This window comes from Paenibacillus sp. ISL-20 (genome assembly GCF_018613005.1).
Classification (GTDB): domain Bacteria; phylum Bacillota; class Bacilli; order Paenibacillales; family Paenibacillaceae; genus Paenibacillus_AQ.
Map to the genome: position 1 here is coordinate 1 of NZ_JAGGRD010000012.1, position 16,169 is coordinate 16,169.

Here is a 16,169-nt window from a genome sequence, read left to right on the forward strand (position 1 = left end):
CACTACAGATATCAATGGAACATAAAGAAGATGACCCCCATTCAATACAGGGATCATCTTCTCAGGGCAGCGTAGCCTTTTTTACATTTGTCCTTTACAAAGGGTACAGTTTACTCTTTAATAGGCTTTCTTTAATATATAACGAATCCATAAATCATGCGCACGGTGCGCGGTCCGGGCATGCTTGGATGCTATCGACCATATGCCGATGATTCACCATGAGGCTACCAGCCCAGATCCAGGGTCTCCCCCGTCTCCGCATAAGACTTCAGAATGCTCATGACCATCCACCAGCTGTCCGCAGCCTTGGCGCGGGACGGATGATCCGGCGTGTACTGATCATTGACGAGCGTCAGCTTGGTACAATTCCCTACCGGCTCGAGGGTGAACGTAATCCGAGACTCCAGCTCCTCATGATTCGCGTAATACGACGGACCCGGATGTTCGGACAGACTCAGCCTCTTCTGCGGCTCATAAGCCAGAACCTTCCCATAGACATGAACCGTCTCCTCTCCGTCATTCCCCGGACCCACATAAGCGTAAGGCTCCCCGATTTCAAATGAAGATCTCAGCTCGCTCCCGAAAAAGGTGGCCCGAGTTCCCTCCGGCAAAGTTAAGACATCCCATACCTTCTCCGGCGAAGCACCGATATAAAACTCATAATGTAACGGCTCCATTGTAGTTTCCTCCTACCATCCATGAAATACGCAGTAAGACCGGCTTGTCCTCCTGTGATATGATGATGTTATCAAGCAGCTGCGATCCAAGTATTGTAAAAATGCGACAGGCTGCAACCTGTAGAATCACTTCAGGCTCTAGTCCTGTGTGAGGGCCAGTGGTCCATCGATCCAGGCCTGTAACGGATTATCGGAGGTGTTTATGTGTCCATGATTCAGCATCCTCATCAGTCCAGCCTCGGCATTTTGAACATGAAAAGAGCCGGAGAGAAGTTCCAGCTCCTGCGAGTTCCCCCATCCAGGGACCTTTCCTATTTCATCAAGCATTACTGGATCATTCATTGGGATTTAACCGATCAGGAGCCTCATCTGCAGGATGTTGTTCCTAATCCCTGCGCCAACTTGGTTGTTCAGCCCCATCGAACCGCTTTTTACGGCGTATCCAGTACCAGGCATTCCCACCATCTGGAGGGCAGGGGGCAAGTATTCGGGATCAAGTTCAGACCCGGCGGGTTCTATCCGTTCGTAAACACGTCCATGGACCGTCTGACGGATTCTTCCATAGGGATCATGGAGATTCTCCAAGTCGAGCCCCATACGCTGGAGCAGCAGCTATTGACCGCAGAGGAACCGGAGCAAAAGGTTAGGTACATGGAGGAGCTTATTCGCCGCGTTCTTCCCGAAGAAGACGAACAGATCGAACGGATTCATACCATCATTGATCGGATTCATCACAACCGGGACATCATTCGGGTCGAGCAGGTTTGCGAATGGTTCCAGATGAGCCCAAGATCACTTCAGCGCCTGTTCAAGCAATACGTCGGGGTAAGCCCTAAATGGGTGATTCGCCTGTACCGGCTGCAGAATGTCGCCGAGATGCTTGAAGGCCTTGATCATCAGGATGTGCTAGAGCTAGCCATGGACATGGGTTATTACGACCAGTCGCATTTTATCCGGGATTTTAAAGCGGTGATCGGTAAAACGCCGGAAGTTTATATGAAGGAACGATAAACCTGAGGGAGGTAAGTGCATGTATACGATACAGGCAATCGGAACGATCCATAACGAAAGAAAGGCCATTCAAGATGATTACTGGGGGGATATCATCTCGGAGATCAAGCTGGGCGAAGAATGGGATGAAAGCTCCCTGGATGGGATTGAAACATTCAGCCACCTTGAAATCATCTATGTATTCCATCTCGTCCAGGACGACAGCATCCAATACGCGGCGAGACATCCGCGAAATAATCCGAGCTTTCCCAAGGTCGGTATCTTCGCCCAGCGCGGTAAGAACCGCCCCAACAAGTTAGGAGCCACCATAGTGGAGTTGGTAAGCAGAGAGGGCAGGTCTGTTTTCGTTAAAGGGCTGGATGCCATTGACGGGACTCCCGTCGTTGATATCAAACCTGTCATGGAGGAATTTTTGCCGAAGACGAAGACCAAGCAGCCCGAATGGGCTACGGACATCATGTCCCGTTACTGGGAATAATGATTAAGTACTCCATCATACAACAAACAGCGCTGACGCACCCTGTCCTTGAGTTCTAAGGACTGGGGCGTACACAGCGCTGTTTCTGTTGATCCGCATAATTCTGCATAACCTTAATCGTTAATCAGCTTAACTGGACGGGCTCTGACTCGAGATCGGCAGACTTATTTCGACTGATGTTCCCCGCTCTTCCTCGCTCCGGATGACAATCCGGCCATTGTGGCTCTCCATGATCCGGTGGACGATCATAATACCAAGGCCATTGCCGTCCGGCTTGGTCGTATGAAAAGGCTCCCCAATCCGCTGAAGCACATCATCCGTCATGCCGGAACCGTTATCCGTAAAAATGACGCGTTGATATCCTTCCTGCACATCCAGATGAACGTGAATGTTCCCGCCATGCGGCAAGGCTTCCATCGCATTCTTCAGAATATTAAGAAATACCTGCTTAATCTGATTCCGGTCACATAGAATCGTTGCATGCTGCCCGATGCATTGGGTCATGTCGATCCCGCTAAGCTCCGCCTGAATGGCAAACAAGTGGAGCACCTCTGTCAGAATTTCACCGCAGTCCTCTAGCTTAAAAACCGCAGCCTGGGGCTTGCCCAGAATCATAAATTCCCCTACCATCAGATTAGCCCGCTCCAGCTCGGACATAATCAGGTCATAGTGCCGAAGGCAGGCGTCCTTATTCGCTAACTGGAGCATTCCCTTCACCGTGGTGAGAGGATTGCGCACTTCATGAGCGATGCTTACGGCAACCTGACCGGCAAACACCAGCTTTTCCGTATTCCGCAGCACTTCCTCCGTACGCTTCATCTCTGTAATATCCCGAAGAAAACCTACCACCCGCATGAGCTGTCCCTCACGGTCATAAGCAGGCTGAACATCAAGTATATAGTGATTCATGTTTCCGGAAATCTCAAGCGAAAGCTCTTCTCCGATGCAGATTTGCTGCCGGTGTATCACTCGCTCATAATACTCGCCAATCGGCTTAATTCCGAATACTGATCGACCCACATACTGGGTTCGGTTTCGGTCGCTGCCGTCCGGGCACAGCAGGCTTAAGCTGGTTTCGTTCATCTCCAGAATCTGACCCTTTGCATCGGTAATGATTACGCCATAATGATTCGTTCCGAGGAGCACCTGATTCAAGGTTTGCAGCTGCGTGTTCTGTTTGCGGGTAACCATCTCCCGTTCCAGGGAATCGGCCATCGTGCACAGCAAGGCATGCAAATGCGGGTGAACAAACTCTCTGTGCGTCATTAAAGAGATCGTTCCTATGATCACCTTCCCATCCTCGCCATGAAAGGGAGCTGAATAACATGCCATGCGGTGAAGAATGTGATGAAAATGGTCCTCTCCTATCAACGTAAACGGCCGCTCGTACCGGAGACACAGATCAATTGAGCTTGGACCGTCTTCTTGGGAATAGCCGTTGCCCTCGGTAATACCCAAATACCGGGCTGTTTCTATAATGGTCGGGTCCCCTTCCATATCAAGAATGAATCCCTCATTATCCGTAATTGTAATCACAACAGGGTTTCCTGATCCGGAGGAAAGGAACTTACTTACGAAAACTTGTATCACTTCAATGTACTCTTTATATTTTGCACGCCTTGCGGTCAATACCTCATCATTCAATCGATTCGTATGTGTTGGAACAAGCTCCGGGTCCATCCCCTTGTCTATACACTGCTGCTTAGTTTGCTGAATGATCTCCTGATCAGTTATTTCACCACATTGATTATCCAAAATCACATACCCCTTTTTATCATACTGCCACTTTAATGTAACCTAACGTTTATTCTATCACTTTTATCGGCAGATGGAGCCTGCCGGTAAACTTAATAGAATGTGAACATGGCAGCGTTCATCTTAACATTTATGAATATATACGGGATAAGCAGAACTTTGGAAACATATTCTTTTATTCTTCTCCTGTTTATGTAACTCTTTACAGGAAATATTCGTTTAGGATGTAAAGGAGATGAGAATCCATGTTCAAACCCAATATTGCTTACCTGTTCCTCATGGCCGTTCTATTTCTTGTAACAGCCTGCTCGAGCAATCAAGCTGAAGCGCCGACTTCATCATCCGAACCTGCGACAACTGCAGTGATTGACTACAACAGTACGGCGGAGAGCGTATTTTCATTATATAAAGGGGAGGACATGAGTACCGAGGATAAAGTCACGAACATGCTCGATCAATTGGAAGGCATAGACTGGACAGAATATAACCGCCTGAGTAATGGCCAAACATTGGCGACTCTTGAACTGCTGTATACCCACCGCTCCCTTATCAAACCCGAGCATTACAGAAGCCTGTTCCTGGCAACAACAAATCTCGACGGCGCCTCTGCCGAGCAATATGCCGCCATCGCAGGAGAATTGTTTACCCAAGACACGGAAGGCGTGGTTCATGCACTTGCTGATTTGAGTGACGATGCTAACAGGCAAAGCGTCATTTCCAGTATTGCTTACCATCTTGGTTACCAGGATGTTTCACAGGTGAAACAAGAGCTCGAACAATGGCAAACGAATAAGGGGCTGGGGGATCCCGAGAAGAACGTCATCACCTCCCTTATAGCCGCACTTAACAATCCATAATACCAATCATATCCTTGCCCCTGCTGGTATATCTTCACACCGGACTCAAACGGTTTCACAAGCCTTATCTATTGTCAACAACCGGAGATAACCGACAGCGAAAAAAAGCCGACCAAGATCTACATCTTAGTCGGCTCTTCGTATCGATATAACAAGGGTACACCTTATTGGTTCAGCAGGAACTCTTCTCCGGCAATGCCTGGGGATGTCATATGATAAGGGTCCAGGATGACCTGGATCTGTTCCTCTGTCAAAAGACCTTGCTCCAGAATAATCTCCCTGATGCTTTGTCCTGTCTTCTGCGCTTCCTTCACGAGTCTGGAGGCAACGTCATAACCCAGATGCGGGTTCAATGCCGTAATAATGCCGTAGCTGTTATCCACGAAGTACTTGCATCGTTCCTTATTCGCTGTAAGATCGACCATCAGATTCTTGTAGAACACATCCATGCCGTTCTTCAGGATTTTGAGGGAATGCATCAAGTTGTTCGCTGCGACCGGAACCATGACGTTAAGCTCGAATTGCCCGGCTTCGCATGCCAAACTGATCGTATGGTCATTGCCGATAACTTGAAACGACACCTGGTTCATGACCTCGGCCATCACCGGATTGACCTTACCCGGCATAATCGAAGAGCCCGGTTGTCTTGCCGGCACGTTTAATTCGTTCAAGCCTGCTCTCGGACCGGAAGCCATCAAGCGGATATCGTTGCACATTTTCGAGAAGTTTACGGCACACACTTTGAGCGCAGCCGACAATTCCATATACGCGTCGGTGTTCTGGGTCGCATCGACCAAATCTTCGGCTTGTTTCAAGGAGAAGCCTGTCTGCTCAATCAAATGCTGAACGACGCTGTGCATATAGTCCGGGGTTGCATTAAGCCCCGTACCTACCGCGGTCGCCCCCATATTAACGACTAACAAGCCTTGAGCTGCCCGCTCGATCCGGTTGATGTCACGCGTCAGAACATTAGCATAAGCCCCGAACTCTTGTCCGAGTCGAATCGGTACCGCATCCTGCAGATGCGTGCGCCCCATCTTGATGACATCATCAAACTCCTTGGCCTTCTCCTGAATGCCGGCAACCAAGGTCCGGAATACTCCAAGCAGGTCCTGCGTCAGACGGTAAGACGCGATGCGGATCGCCGTCGGGATAGCATCGTTCGTGGACTGCGACATATTGACATGATTATTAGGATTGCAGTAGAAATACTCGGCCTTCTGTTTTCCCAAAATTTCCAGCGCTCGGTTTGCCAATACCTCATTCATATTCATATTGATCGAAGTTCCTGCTCCGCCCTGGATGGAATCGACAATGAATTCGGAACGGAGATTGCCCGCGATGATCTCGTCTGCCGCCTCTATAATGGCACTGCCTATCTTTTTCGGAAGCAGGCCAAGCTCCATGTTCGCCAGGGCTGCGGCTTTCTTAACTTCGCCCAGTGCAGATATCAATTCTGCATGGATGGGTACTCCGCTGATCGGAAAGTTCTCTACCGCCCTAACCGTATTAATGCCGTAATAGGCTTCCACAGGAAGCTGTTTTTCCCCCAGAAAATCTTTTTCAATTCGATACTGCATATCCATGGACAACATCACCATCGCCTTTTGATTATTTTGTATCATGCCTGTCACCTGTTATCATCCAGCTTGCCCGGATATATACAGAATTCTGCCTTCCCACTTAAAATCCTCTATAGCTTACGCGTTTTGTTAGAGAATATTGAACGATATGTGCGAATACGCAAAAAAAGAGACTCTATTTAAGTATAAATACCCAAAAAAGTCCCTCTTACCCCATCGTGAGATTTCATTCGTGAATATTGATTGGGGCCCACACATGAACTAGACCGTGGTGGTCTTCCTATACGGAGGGAATCCTACCGATATGACGGCCCCTCCATCTGTACGATTCCCTGCCGTAATCAGACCTCCGCAGCGTTCCACAATGGCGCGGGCAATAGCCAGACCCAGGCCGGACTCCCCGTTCTTGCCCTTCACAAACCGGTGGAACAAATACGGAAGCAGTTCTTCGGATATGCCTTCGCCATCATCGGAAACGGTGAGCAATACCCGGCCCTTTTGGATACCGGCTTGAATGTATATATGCTTGCTCGCATGCCTTGCTCCGTTGGAAACGATGTTCAGGAGCGCCTGCAGCAGCTTATCCCGGTCGGCATACACCATTAACGATTCGTTATCGCCGTAGGAAGGATGCACGAACAATCCTTTTTTCACCAAGACCGGATTGACTCTTTCGATCGTTTCCTCCAAGAGCTCCTTCAAATTGACCGCCGTTGCCTTAAATATATCATCCTCGCTGTCCAGCTTCGCGAGCAGCGTCATCTCGGTTACGATATTCTTCATGCGGCTGCTCTCACTCATAATGATATCCAGCCCTTTGCGGATATCCTCCCCTTCGAATACGCCGTCCCGAATTCCCTCCGCATAGCCGGATATGGACATGAGCGGCGACTTTAGCTCGTGGGAGGCATTCTGGAAAAATTGCTTCTGCACATGGTTGTACCGCTCCAGCTCACCCGCCATTTCGTAGACGGACTCTGCAACTGCGCCGATCTCCCCGCTTGCGGACACACGCCGGACTTCGGAGAACTGGCGCTCCTTCACCTTCTTCAATTCTTCGCGCAGATGCATGAGCGGCTTAATCAGCCTCTTGGTAATGAACAGGCTTAAGATCACCATGATCACGGCCCCTACGCCAAATACGAGCATCAAGCGCCCCAGCAGCGCCTGCTCAATGGCCTTGATCTTGCTGACCGGCGTAATCAGCGTTACTGTTCCTTGGGGAACTGCCGTGATCTCTGTGAGATACGTATCATTCGTGATGGCGGATTGAAAGGTTGTCATCGGATAGTCTGGCAAGACCTGCGCAACCTCACTATACGGATAAGAAGGAACAGCTGACATCGGAGCTACCACATTTCCTTGTGCATCTTGAATAATGACTTCCACATCCGCAATCCGCGAAGAAGTATAACCACTGACGGCAATCGGCGTACTATCGATTGGAAGACTCTGTGCGGCGGCCGTCTCCAGCTTTGCCGATAGTTCGGCACCGATGGACTGCATGTCCTTGCGCTGCGTACCGATAAAGTGATCCAGCAGCACGTAATGAATGACGACGGCCGTAACGGAAAGCACGAGTATTAACGATAAGGCAAAAGCAAGATTGATCTGATGCACCAGCTTCATATCGATGATTCCTCCCCATCCGCTCTCATTCGGTATCCATGTCCCCAAATCGCCTCAATCGGCAGCTCCTCCACCTTCTTGCGGAGACGTTTAATCAGATGGTCCACCGCCCGGTCGCTACCGAAATAGTCGTCACCCCACACGGAGGTCAACAGCTCATCTCTTGTAAACGCACGGTTAGGATGCTCGGCAAACACTTTCAGCATCTCGAATTCTTTGTTGGTCATTTCCACTTCTTGCCCGTTCCAGAACACACGTCTCTCCTCCAGCATCAACTGAAGCCTGCCGTTGCTAAGCTCCGGGGACGCTGCCGTAAGCCTGGGAATGCTCTCTGCTTGATTGAATTTATACCACCGGTTTAGCTGTCGTTTGATTCGGGCTATCAGCTCACGGGGGCTGAACGGTTTGACCATATAGTCATCGCTGCCCAGCTCAAGCCCCAGTATTTTATCCACTTCACTATCCTTGGCAGAGATCATAATGATGGGTACCTCGGCTTCCGCGCGTATCCGCCTGCACAATTCGAAACCGTCCATGCCTGGCAGCATGATATCCAGCACCCACATATCCGGCGGGTCCCTTCTCCACATCTCCCAGCCTTCCTCTGCTGTTCCAAGCCCTACGGTCCGGTAACCTTCCTTGCGCAAATAAGCTTCCACCAAATTCCGTATATGCTGATCATCGTCGACCACGGCGATGAGATAATTTTGGTTCATGTATAGTACCTCCGAGCTTAATCTCCTCTCAGTATACCAAGCGGCGTGCAGCGAATGGGGAATGCCATTATTTTTCCACAAATACACCAATGTTCTGCCAATGCTGACTCGTACACTGGGTACTGTAAGACAAACCAACTCGATAAGGAGTGTTATACGATGAAACACAAACTGTTTGGTAAACTTGCCCTATCCGCTGCCCTGCTGGGATCAGCCGCCCTGCCCGTACATGCCTCTGGTGCTGATACCCCAAGTGACGTACCGAATCAAACAGGCAAAAGCGCGCCTCTTAAAACTACTGCAACCATCTCCATTCTGCCGAATCCGCTGGAATTGGCTGAGAAATACGCGCCGGAAACGGTACAGGATTGGAAGGAGACGCTTGAGAAGTACAGCAAGCTTGCCGGAGCTGAGGGAACATTCTTTTTCTCCGACGCTACAACTGCCGTTGCCGGAGAGATGAAGCCGGTTGTGGCTGAAGGCGAATTCGAGGTTTCCGTTGCTATGAAGACTTCTCCGGCAAAAGATATCCAGGAATTAATAGACAGCGGGGACATCAAGGAATTCAAAGCAACCCAGATTAAGGACGTTATCACGCCGCTTGAAGGCATAACGCTGGAAAGGGCCGAAATGGTTAATGCAGAGTCCGGTGAAGTGAAATACGACGTGATCCAAGGCGAGGCAGCAAGTTTCGCGGCAGTGAAGATCAGTGATGCAGCAAGTTTGGAAGTGAAGATCAACGATGAGGATCTGGCGTTCATCCATGCCAGAATCGATCTCTTCAAAGCGGTGGATTCCAAGGACTCCGACTCTATCAAAAAAGCGCTGACGAAATTGCTGGACCAATACAAGGAACAGATCGCCAAGCTGGAAGCTGAAGCGAAGTAAGGTTATACGGAGCAGCATATGTCGGCGCAAGCCGATCCTACTTAAAGCACAAACAACCCTTGCCGGTGCCGCGGCAGGGGTTGTTCTTCTGTATAGGCCTATATCACGATTTTTTCGTCATGACCTTCATCAGTTTAACGGCAGAGCGCACACGGGGACGCTTCAAGTGCTCCTCTACATAACGGTAATCCGTTAATATCACCTTCGCATCCCGAAGTCCGTAAGCAAAATCGTCATCGAACAGCAGCCGGTACTCCCATACCCGCTTCTCCCAATTCGGAATATTCGCCAGCATCCATTCATCCTCGGCTCCCGGGTGGACATAGGTTTCACTGACCCCTTCAGGCAGTCTATACAGCTTATCGATCAGCGATTGCTTGAAGCTCTCGTAGGTCTCTCCCTTGACAACAGGAAACGGATGCGAGAGCAGATAATCCGGAATCGGCACGCCAAACGTATCAGCAAGGCCTGAGGCGAGCGCAACCGGACGCTCGATATTCGGCAGCGAGCTGAGCAGCGGATCCTCCGGGTAGATATAGCGGAACAGTCGTGCGGGGAGGCGCCAACGCGAAGTCTTCCACAGCATCTGCGGAATGAGGCTTCGTCCCGTTTCCATCCCGTACAGGCTGCCCATATGATTATCCACATGGCTGATACGGATGCCGGCCTTACTCGCCAGCCGGTACTGCGCCTCCAGCTCTTTTAACACAGCACCTGTCTCTGCCCCCCGTTCAAACTCCGGAACGGTCCGATATTGATGACCGCTGGCGTCATGAAGGGAGGAATGCCCCGTCAAGCTGCGCCATCGCAGAGCCTCAAATTCGCTCGTCAAGGTCAGATGCAGCCCCACATTCGGTTGACGTCCGCGTGCCACCCAGGAGGCCGCTTCTTCAAAGCCTGGAGCCACGGTCATGATGGTTGCCGAGGAGACTTTATTCTCCTCCAGCAGATGGCGGATCGCCTCATTCATGGCCTTGCTTTGGCCGAAATCGTCACAGTTGATGATCAGTCTTCGCTCCATGTTCATGCCCGCCTCCTATGGTTTTTGAGAATTCGATTTTGGTTACAAACGATAACAGGAAGGAAATAGCCAGCAAGCACAAAGGCACGACACTGATCAAATACCTGAAGGTCGATTCCGGGTCGCTCCCTGGATTATCACCGCTTTCATACCCGAATATCATGCCTACCACAAAAAATGCCAGGGCAGAGATCAATCCGCTGGAACGCGTAATAAACCCGCTGACAGCCGTATAGATCCCCTCTCTGCGCAGCCCCGTCCGCTCCGCATCCTCGTCGATGATGTTGCCGCTAACCATGGCCGGCGTTACCAGAAATCCCGCCAGACCGAACCCAACCCCGATGCCTGCCAAAATCCCGCTGATCAGATCGTAACCAAACCAGAGCGGAATGACCGAAAGACCATACACGCCGAGCGACAACCGCCATGCTCTCACACCATCCATTCTTCGGATCATCCAATACCAGACGAATACCAGCGGAATGACCGATACAAACACGACTGCCAGCAGAATCGATACTTGATTGTCCGGGATGTTGAGCACGTACTTTGCATAAAAAGGGATCGTCGAGCTTATCAGTCCGTTCACCGTCTGGGCAAATGAGTTGGAGATGTTAAACACCCAAAACTTCTTATTGCGCAAGGTTTCGCGGAATGCTTGGACGAGCTTGAGCGGCTCGCTTGCGCTGTACGCCTCTTGCTCCCGGACGCTCATCATGCAGAGGAACATGAACACGCCGAACAGCAGTGCGTACAGAATCGCCATATTCGAAAATCCCATGGCGTCATAAATAATCGGGGTCAGCGCGGTACCGATCAATAGCGCCACGACCTGGTAGCCCTGCTGAATGGCTGAGGCTTTCGCCCGGATGCGGTCTCCGCGGAACAGCTCGGGGAACAGCGCTCCATAATTGACCCATAATACGGTTGCTACCGCTTCATACAGGATAAGGGCAACCAAGAACCACATGAACAGTCCGTTCTCAGACAATCCTTCCGGGGGCGAGAACACCAGCACGAAGGTCAGCATGAACAGCGGAATGGCGCCGAACACCCACGGCCTGCGCCGTCCCAGCCGGGTCTTGGTTCGATCGGACCAATACCCCATAAGCGGATTGTTAACCGCATCCCAGATCAGAAATACGGTTCGTGCCAGGGATGCGAGACCTATGCCTAGACCCAATGTATCCACGTAGAAAAAGATGTAAAAGGAGCTGAACGCCTGGCTCGGGACCATCATGGCAAACATGCCAAGCGAAAATGAATACGGCGAATTCACCCAACTGCGCTTCATCCGTTTCCCTCCATCCGTCATGGACGATTTTGTTGTACAGTATTCTGCGGATGGCACGAATATACCTGCTCATGCGGAGCTAAGGAGACCTCGCGCCTAGATTAGCGTAAAAGCCACCGCCTGTCTTTGTAATTGGATGAACATACATATTTTTCTTGGTAACTGCCAACCCTTCTAATTAAGACCGCAAAATCTTCAGAAAGGGTCTGTGCCATGGAGCTCCTCAAAGATCTTCTGTTAGTGCTTGGGAGAATTTATACCATCTACCCGCTGCTCTTGGGCGTTACCTTATTCATGGGCCGCCGCTCCATCGGCGAGCTTCCCGTTTTTGACTACATCATCATCCTTTCGCTCGGTTCCGTGATCGGAGCAGACATTGCAGATCCAAAAATCGAACATATCCATACCGCCTTCGCGATCATCGCCATCGGCGTGTTACAAAAGATAGCCTCTGTCCTTCATGTGAAGAGCCGGCGTATCGGCAAGTGGATTACGTTCGAACCGATGATTGTCGTTAAAGACGGGCAGTTCATTTATCCGAATTTGAAAAAAGCCCGATACTCCATCGATAACATTTTGCAAATGCTGCGCGAGGATCAGATATTTGACATAGCGGAAGTTGATATGGCGGTACTGGAGCCGAGTGGCGTCTTATCCATACTGAAAAAGATGGAGAAGACCGCCGTCACGCTGGAGGACCTGAAGTTAAAACGGCCGAATTCCGGGCTGTCTTACGCCGTCGTCAAAGAAGGACGCATTCAGACGATCACCCTCCAAAAATTAAACCTTACCGGGAAATGGCTGGAGACTCAGCTGGATGAGCGGGGAATCTCGCTCGATCAGGTGTTCTTCGCTTCACTCGATGAACAGAAGCGTTTAAACATCACCGTCTACGATAAGGAGATCCCGATCCCTCCCCTGTATCATTAATGATCCAAAAAAAGCCTGGCGCTGCCGCCAGGCTTGTTGTGTTCGTGACTTATTGAAGAACGATTTTAATGGCATTACCGATTGGAGGCAGGCTCTTGGTCAGCACGGGGCTGTAATAACCGATAATCTCCGCATCACCAGTCAATTCGCTGGATTTCAAGGTTTTACCGTCTTTATTCACGATAACCGTCTCAGGCGTCAGATTCAGGATCACTTCATTCGGCGATTGTTCCGTTAGTCCTTTTCCCTTGATCGTAACACGCAGGTTACCGCCATCGGCGTTGATATCCGTAATGGCACCAGCTGTAGCGAGCTGCTCCGTCTCTTCCTTGTCCGATTTCACGCTGATCTCATAAGCATAGGTCTGAGGAGGTAGGCTCATGGTCATCGCCATGCTGTGAACGGCTTCAATCTTCATGTCTTTTGCAAGATCCTTAAGCTCGATCTTATTGCCTTCCGCATCACGGATGACGGTGTTCTCATCCACGTTGAGTACGATCCCTTCGGTACCCGTGCCGTTAATGTGAACGGCTTTGCGATCCTCATGATTGATAACTTCCGTGATGGTTCCCACGACGGTTTCTTTCTTAACCTCTTCTTCGGACGTGATGTTTACTTTCGTTCCATCAACCGATACGTTAGCCTGGAGCACTTCGCTGAAGAAGTTAGCCGGAACATAAAGCGTGCCCTTCACATTCACCGGCGCAGCGCCGAGGGACTTGTACATTTTGTTAACCGTATACTGGTCCTTACCCGTTTGCAAGAGGGTCCAGATCGGGGATCCCGGTTTGGTCAGCTCCGCAGAGCGGTCCTGTTGATTCCAGTCCAGTTCAAATCCGAGCGTCTCGGATACGCTCCGCAGCGGGATCATGACCTGCTTCGCGTCGGCGTTCATACACTTCCTTACCGTTAACCAGAACTCCATAATCAATCACAGCCGATATTACGACCGGTTTCTGTTCCTGGCTACCTCCAGCCTGGGGTGCTGCATAAGCCGCTGCGCCACCAGAGACAGCAATGGCCGCAACCATCAATGTCGCTGCTTGCTTCTTCCATTGTTTGTTCATGCTCATCATCCTTTCTAGGTGCCTTAAATTATCATGTACAACTATACTGACGGAGTGATTTGCCAAATGTTGCACTGAAATTAAAAGTGAATGTACCGATAGCACGCAGAAAAGCCATTCCGGATAGACTTATCAAGTCTTCCGAAACGGCCTCTTTATCTGACTTAGCGATGGATAAATAGCGGGTCAACAAAGCTTCTGCAATATTCCTCCGCAATCTGCTCCGCGCTGTATCCCATATCACGCATGTACAGAATGATATCCGCGCGCGGCAGAGATGCGAGCATCACAGAGGTAAACTGAGGGTCAAGCGGCATCAGTACTCCCTGCTCCGCCGCACGCTCCAGCAGGCGCTTGATCTGAAACCGCAAAAACGTGAAGGGCGGGTTCTCGCACATAATGTTCTTGGTTTCCTCCAGACGGTCAGAGGTCAGCATCACCCTTAGCCACTCCAAATCTTCATTGAAATGCAGAATGACCTTTGTCATCACCGTCCGCAGCCGATGAGCCACCGGTTCACCTTCGCTGCTCTGAAGGTAAACGTCCAGCCCCTCCATAAACCGATCGATCTTGGCTTCCATCAACGTGAAGCAAATCTTGCTCTTGCTGGGGTAACGGCGGTACAAGGTGCCTTGCCCGATCCCGGCCGTTTTCGCCACTTGATGCATGGAGACGTCCTCGACTCCGTATTTATTAAATAAAGCCTGAGCCGTATCCAAAATCTTTTGACCCAACTCGTCATTCTCTTTCGGCAATGCACGCATCCCTTTCTAATTTGAACACACGGGAACCTTATGCAGCAGACTGTTCTTCTTCAACGGGTGAAGTTGTACGTTTAACAAATAAGCCCAGTACTAAAGCGATGATTGCAAGAACAAGTCCGATTACAAAAGCATTATGAAGACCGGCAACCATGCTCTCTACCGGATTGAGATCCCCGGTTGTTTCAACGTAATTTTTAGCACCTGCTGTCATGATGCTGATAAAGAGCGCCATACCTACGGCTCCTGCTACCTGCTGCAGTGTATTCATGATGGCTGTTCCATGCGGATACAGCAAGCGCGGCAGCTGATTCAAGGCTGTAGTCTGGGCCGGCATCATAACCATCGAAATCCCTATCATCATCATAACATGAAGGAAGATGACATAACCACCGGTCCATGAAGAGTCGATGCCCGAGAACAGGAAGATAGCGACGCTCAAGAGAGCAAGACCTGGGATAATCAGAACTCTCGGTCCGAATTTATCGAACAGCTTTCCTGTAATCGGCGCCATCAATCCGTTGATGATACCGCCCGGCATCATGACCAAGCCTGCTGCAAGCGCAGTTAAGCCCAGTGCGTTCTGCAGGAACAATGGCAGCATGATCATGGTGGAGAACATGCTCATCATCAGCACCAGCATCAGCACGGTCACGAGCGAGAACATCGGAAATTTGAAGGTCCGCAGATCCAGCATCGGTTCCTTCATTTTCAGTTGGCGCCATACGAAGAGCAGCAAGCTGATAGCCCCTGCCGTAATGCACCATACTACCTTCGGATCAGACCAAGTGCCTTCTCCGGCACTGCTGAATCCATATACGATGCCCCCAAAACCGATAGTAGACAGAATAATCGAGATATAATCGACCTTCGGCTTGGTCAGGATCGATACGTTCTTAAGGAAAACCGCTGCAAATGCAATGGAGAACGCAGCAAGCGGAATGACCAGATAGAACAACCAGCGCCAGTTCAGCGCGTCCACGATCAAGCCGGACAGCGTCGGTCCGATCGCCGGGGCAGTCATGATGACAAGACCGATCATCCCCATGGCGGCTCCGCGATTCTGAGGCGGATAAATACTAAGTATCGTGTTCATCAGTACCGGCAGCATAAGCCCCGTTCCGACCGCTTGCAGGATACGCCCTACCAGCAGCACCCCAAATACCGGTGAAAAGCCGCAAATAATCGTACCTATAAGAAATAGCGTCATGGCGCCTATAAACATCTGTCTTGTCGTGAACCACAGCTGCAGCAGCGCCGTGACGGGCACCAGAATACCGACAACCAGCATATAGGATGTTGAAAGCCACTGCACCGTAGACTCTCCAATACCAAACTGCACCATCAAGCTTGGGAAAGCGATGTTCAGCAGTGTCTCATTCAAGATGGAAACGAACGCGCCAATAATCAGTGCGGCAACAATCGGCCCTCTCTTTATTTTGCTTAAATCAATCTTGGCCGAACTTGGCCCCACTCCCATATCCAAGAGCTTATCCTCCCTT

16 protein-coding genes are annotated in these 16,169 nt (G+C 50.4%); 5 read left to right on the forward strand and 11 right to left on the reverse strand.

The window, feature by feature from the left end; genetic code table 11:
• Nucleotides 1-224: 224 nt before the first annotated feature.
• Nucleotides 225-677 carry an SRPBCC family protein gene (locus tag J7E85_RS08135; protein ID WP_215156725.1) on the reverse strand — a complete coding sequence of 151 codons (453 nt, stop codon included), beginning with the start codon at nucleotides 675-677 and terminating at the stop codon, nucleotides 225-227.
• A 210-nt stretch (nucleotides 678-887) separates the two neighbouring features.
• On the opposite strand from J7E85_RS08135, the gene J7E85_RS08140 reads away from it, so the two are divergent.
• Together J7E85_RS08140 and J7E85_RS08145 are read left to right on the forward strand one after the other, a co-directional pair.
• Nucleotides 888-1,688: an AraC family transcriptional regulator gene (locus J7E85_RS08140; RefSeq protein ID WP_215156814.1), complete on the forward strand. Its 801-nt coding sequence runs from the start codon at nucleotides 888-890 to the stop codon at nucleotides 1,686-1,688.
• A gap of 19 nt (nucleotides 1,689-1,707) precedes the next feature.
• Nucleotides 1,708-2,166 carry an SAM-dependent methyltransferase gene (locus tag J7E85_RS08145; protein ID WP_215156728.1) on the forward strand — a complete coding sequence of 153 codons (459 nt, stop codon included), beginning with the start codon at nucleotides 1,708-1,710 and terminating at the stop codon, nucleotides 2,164-2,166.
• A 129-nt stretch (nucleotides 2,167-2,295) separates the two neighbouring features.
• On the opposite strand, the gene J7E85_RS08150 is transcribed toward J7E85_RS08145, so the two are convergent.
• On the reverse strand, nucleotides 2,296-3,927 hold the full coding sequence (locus J7E85_RS08150; protein ID WP_215156730.1) for an ATP-binding protein: 1,632 nt from the start codon (nucleotides 3,925-3,927) through the stop codon (nucleotides 2,296-2,298).
• A gap of 239 nt (nucleotides 3,928-4,166) precedes the next feature.
• Between J7E85_RS08150 and J7E85_RS08155 the strand changes: the two genes are divergently transcribed.
• Nucleotides 4,167-4,778 (forward strand): hypothetical protein, encoded by a 612-nt coding sequence (locus J7E85_RS08155; protein WP_215156732.1) that lies wholly within the window; start codon nucleotides 4,167-4,169, stop codon nucleotides 4,776-4,778.
• 164 nt (nucleotides 4,779-4,942) lie between these two features.
• Here the strand turns inward: J7E85_RS08155 and aspA are convergent, their stop codons facing one another.
• From aspA to J7E85_RS08170, 3 genes are all read right to left on the reverse strand, one after another.
• A complete protein-coding gene (aspA, locus tag J7E85_RS08160; protein ID WP_483311307.1) occupies nucleotides 4,943-6,403 on the reverse strand; it encodes an aspartate ammonia-lyase in 1,461 nt (486 codons plus the stop codon).
• A gap of 219 nt (nucleotides 6,404-6,622) precedes the next feature.
• Nucleotides 6,623-7,990, reverse strand: coding sequence for a sensor histidine kinase (locus tag J7E85_RS08165; protein ID WP_215156734.1), 1,368 nt, complete (start codon nucleotides 7,988-7,990; stop codon nucleotides 6,623-6,625).
• On the reverse strand, nucleotides 7,987-8,706 hold the full coding sequence (locus tag J7E85_RS08170) for a response regulator transcription factor (protein WP_215156736.1): 720 nt from the start codon (nucleotides 8,704-8,706) through the stop codon (nucleotides 7,987-7,989). Before J7E85_RS08170 ends, J7E85_RS08165 begins: the two co-directional genes overlap by 4 nt.
• A 159-nt stretch (nucleotides 8,707-8,865) precedes the next feature.
• Between J7E85_RS08170 and J7E85_RS08175 the strand changes: the two genes are divergently transcribed.
• A complete protein-coding gene (locus J7E85_RS08175) occupies nucleotides 8,866-9,594 on the forward strand; it encodes a hypothetical protein (RefSeq protein WP_215156738.1) in 729 nt (242 codons plus the stop codon).
• Between the two features lie 103 nt (nucleotides 9,595-9,697).
• Here J7E85_RS08175 and J7E85_RS08180 read toward each other — a convergent pair whose 3' ends face one another.
• Nucleotides 9,698-10,615: a polysaccharide deacetylase family protein gene (locus J7E85_RS08180; RefSeq protein ID WP_215156740.1), complete on the reverse strand. Its 918-nt coding sequence runs from the start codon at nucleotides 10,613-10,615 to the stop codon at nucleotides 9,698-9,700.
• Complete coding sequence (locus tag J7E85_RS08185) at nucleotides 10,587-11,909, reverse strand: MFS transporter (RefSeq protein ID WP_215156742.1); 1,323 nt, start codon at nucleotides 11,907-11,909, stop codon at nucleotides 10,587-10,589. Before J7E85_RS08185 ends, J7E85_RS08180 begins: the two co-directional genes overlap by 29 nt.
• 213 nt (nucleotides 11,910-12,122) lie before the next feature.
• On the opposite strand from J7E85_RS08185, the gene J7E85_RS08190 reads away from it, so the two are divergent.
• Nucleotides 12,123-12,839, forward strand: a complete 717-nt coding sequence (locus J7E85_RS08190) for a DUF421 domain-containing protein (protein WP_215156744.1) — start codon at nucleotides 12,123-12,125, stop codon at nucleotides 12,837-12,839.
• 49 nt (nucleotides 12,840-12,888) lie between these two features.
• On the opposite strand, the gene J7E85_RS08195 is transcribed toward J7E85_RS08190, so the two are convergent.
• From J7E85_RS08195 to J7E85_RS08205, 4 genes are all read right to left on the reverse strand, one after another.
• Nucleotides 12,889-13,734 (reverse strand): copper amine oxidase N-terminal domain-containing protein, encoded by an 846-nt coding sequence (locus tag J7E85_RS08195; RefSeq protein ID WP_251035559.1) that lies wholly within the window; start codon nucleotides 13,732-13,734, stop codon nucleotides 12,889-12,891.
• Nucleotides 13,670-13,906, reverse strand: a complete 237-nt coding sequence (locus J7E85_RS33895) for a hypothetical protein (protein WP_251035560.1) — start codon at nucleotides 13,904-13,906, stop codon at nucleotides 13,670-13,672. Before J7E85_RS33895 ends, J7E85_RS08195 begins: the two co-directional genes overlap by 65 nt.
• 164 nt (nucleotides 13,907-14,070) lie before the next feature.
• Entirely contained in the window at nucleotides 14,071-14,670 is a 600-nt protein-coding gene (locus J7E85_RS08200) for a TetR/AcrR family transcriptional regulator (protein ID WP_339269848.1), read from the reverse strand.
• Between the two features lie 28 nt (nucleotides 14,671-14,698).
• The gene (locus tag J7E85_RS08205) at nucleotides 14,699-16,147 is read right to left on the reverse strand and encodes an MDR family MFS transporter (RefSeq protein ID WP_445260221.1); all 1,449 of its coding nucleotides are present in this window, start codon (nucleotides 16,145-16,147) and stop codon (nucleotides 14,699-14,701) included.
• Nucleotides 16,148-16,169 lie beyond the last annotated feature (22 nt).